The 3,088-nt window shown below is 77.9% G+C and carries 1 protein-coding gene; it reads left to right on the top strand.

Annotated elements, in window-relative coordinates; all coding sequences use genetic code 11:
- Positions 1 to 60 precede the first annotated feature (60 nt).
- A partial coding sequence (gene tmk / locus ABD308_RS34535) for a dTMP kinase (protein ID WP_344343819.1) occupies positions 61 to 3,088 on the top strand: 3,028 nt, incomplete at its 3' end.

Raw genomic sequence — 3,088 nt, 5'->3', positions numbered from 1 at the left:
GAACGGGGCGTCCGCCCCAACCCGCCCGGCCGCCGGGCGCCGTGGCCTACCCTGTGGCGCGTGAGCACCCCGTCCGGCGGTGGGTACCACATCACCGTGCGGGCCGCCGACGACCGAGAGATGCCCACGCCCACCGCCGGCACCCGGACCATCCCGGGGCCACGGAGGCGCCGGGCGCACCGGTTCGTGCCCGCCGCCACCCCGGCCGCTGCCGCCGCCGCGACCGTCTCCCCCGCCGCCCCGGCCGCCGCCGGCGCCGGTGCCGGTCATCCGCTCCGTTCGGTGGCGTTCTCCGCCGTGACCGCGACGGTCGTGCTGACCCTGGCCGGCTGCGGGGTGCTGATCCTCCACCTGGTCCGCCGCCAGACCGGCACCACCGGGCTGCTGGTCGGCCTCGGTCTGGCGATGGTCCCGCTGCCCTTCGTGCTCGGCGGGCTCGCCTGGCTCAACCAGACCGCCCGGGTGCCGCTGCGGCACACCGTCTTCTGCCTCGGCTGGGGGGCCTGCGCGGCCACCACCGTGGCGATCCTCGCCAACGGCTGGACCAGCACCTACCTGAGCGCCCACCAGGGCGGCCTCGGCGAGGCGCTGGGCGCCGACCTGGTCACCCCGGTGATCGAGGAGGGCGCCAAGGGCGCCGCCCTGCTCGTCCTGCTGCTGCCGCTCGGCCGGCGGGCGCGCTGCGCGACCCGGCCCGGTGGCGGCACCGGCCCGGGAGTCCCGAACCGACTGCCCGGCCCCCGGCGTCCGCGCGGGTACCAGCGCCGGCTCGCGCTGCCGCACGCCCGCGCCCGGCTGCGGCTGCGCCCCTACCGGCGACTGTGGACCACCCAGCTGATCGGCGGCACCGCCGACCGGCTCGGCCTGCTGGTGCTGCTCGCGCTCACGGTGATCGCCGCCGTGCTCGGCGGGCAGTTCGGCGACCCGCCGCGCAGCCTGCCGCTCGCCGTCGCCGCCGTGCTCGCCACCCGGCTGGCCGCCACCGGACTGGTCGGCGCCGCCCTGCTCGGACCGGTGCACGGGCTGCTCAGCGGGAAGCTCGACCGGCGCTGGACGCTGTTCGGCGCCGACGCGCTGCGTGCCGTGCTGATCGGCGTCGCCCCCTGGTGGACCGTCTGGCTGGGCTCCGGCACGAAGCCCTCCGGCGCCGCGACCTGGATCCTGCTCGCCACCGTGTTCCTGACCGGCGCCGCCGAGCGGGTCTGGGCGATCGCCAAGGCCGCGGCCGTCCCCGGCCTGCTGCCGCCCGCCGACGCGTACGCCCCGGCCGCCGAGCGGCGCCCGTCCGCCGCCAACCTGGCCACCGTCCGCACCCTGGACCACCGCACCGGCTGGGCCACCGTGCCGCTCGCCGCCGCCGTCCTGATCGCGCTCACGCTGCTCAACAACGTCTGCGCGGCGCTCGGCTCGGACTGGCTGCGCGCCCACCAGGCCACCTTCGCCGCCCTCGGCGCGGCCGCCCTGTTCGCCGTTTCGGCCGCCCGGGTGCACCTCCAGGAGCTGCCCGGCGGCCGCGTCCTGGTGCCGCCGGTCTCGCCGCTGCGCGGCCTGCGGGCCCCGGCCGACGCGACCCCCGGCCCGGCCCTCGCCAAGGGCCGCACCGGCTCCGCCCCCTACTTCACCTTCGCGGTCTGCGCCGGGTACGCCGCGATGGCCGGCGTCGCCGCACTGGCGCTGCTGACCGCCGCCGAGCACGGCGCCGGGCCGATCGGCTACGGCCTGCTGGTGCTGGCCGCCACCGGAGTCCCCGCGCTCGGCGTCCGGATCACCCGGGCCGTCCTGCCCTCGCTCTCCCGCCGCCGGCTGCTCGCGCTCGCCCTGCTCACCGAGGGCGTCGCGCTGATCCTGGCCGGCCTGGTGCCGGACTTCGTGCTGGTCCTGCTGCTCACCTCGCTGGCCGCGCTGGCCGCCGGAGTGGTGATCTCCACCGGCCGCACCCTGCTCGCCCAGGAGGTCGAGGAGGTCCGGCTGCCGCAGGTCACCGAGCATCTCTACGCGGTGCTGCGGGCCGTGGTCGGCGCCGCGCTGGTCGGCGTCCCGCTGATCGCCGCCGCCTACGGGGACGTCGAGTACGGCACGGTCGAGCCCGGCTCGTTCACCTTCATCCACGGCGGCGCGGCCCTCGCGGTCGCCACCGCCGGACTGCTCACCCTGGTGCTGGCCGCCGTGGTGCTGCTGCGCACCGACGACCGGCGCGGCACCGTGCCGTTCGGCCGGGACCTGGCCGACGCGGTGCGCGGCGCCACCGGCCCGGCCCCGCACCGGGCGGGCACCGGCTTCTTCATCGCCCTGGAGGGCGGCGACGGCGCCGGCAAGTCCACCCAGGCCCAGGCGCTCGCCGAGTGGATCCGGGGCAAGGGCCACGAGGTCGTGCTCACCCGCGAGCCCGGTGGCAGCCCGGTCGGCCAGCGGCTGCGCGGCCTGGTCCTGGACGTCGGCAACACCGGCCTCTCGCACCGCGCCGAGGCCCTCATCTACGCGGCCGACCGGGCCGAGCACGTCGAGAACGTGATCCGCCCGGCGCTGGCCCGCGGCGCCGTGGTCATCACCGACCGGTACATGGACTCGTCCATCGCCTACCAGGGCGCCGGCCGCGACCTGGCCGCCACCGAGGTCGCCCGGATCTCGCGCTGGGCGACCGGCGGGCTGCTGCCCGACCTGACCGTGGTCCTGGACGTCGACCCGACCCGGGCCCGGGAGCGGTTCACCGAGGCGCTGGACCGGCTGGAGTCCGAGCCGACCGAGTTCCACCAGCGGGTGCGCTCCGGCTTCCTGGCGCTCGCCGCCGCCGACCCGGCGCGCTACCTCGTCGTCGACGGCAGCCAGGCCCCCGGCGTCGTCACCACCTCGATCCGGCACCGGCTCGACCGCGAGCTGCCGCTCTCCGAGCAGGAGAAGGCCGCCCGCGCCGAGCAGGAGCGCAAGGCGGCCGAGGAGGCGCGCCGCCGGGCCGAGGAGGAGGCCCGCAAGCGCGCCGAGGAGGAGGCCGCCGAGCGCAAGCGCCAGGAGGTGCTGGCGCAGCTGCGGGCCGAGCAGGCGGAGAAGGAGCGGCTGGCCAAGGAGGAGGCCGAGCAGTCCGGCGCCGAGG

Origin of the sequence: Kitasatospora putterlickiae, from assembly GCF_039527695.1 — a bacterium.
GTDB classification, from domain to species: Bacteria; Actinomycetota; Actinomycetes; order Streptomycetales; family Streptomycetaceae; genus Kitasatospora; species Kitasatospora putterlickiae.
The sequence above is the reverse complement of the archived record's forward strand: the minus strand, read 5'-3'. Positions and strand labels throughout refer to the sequence as shown.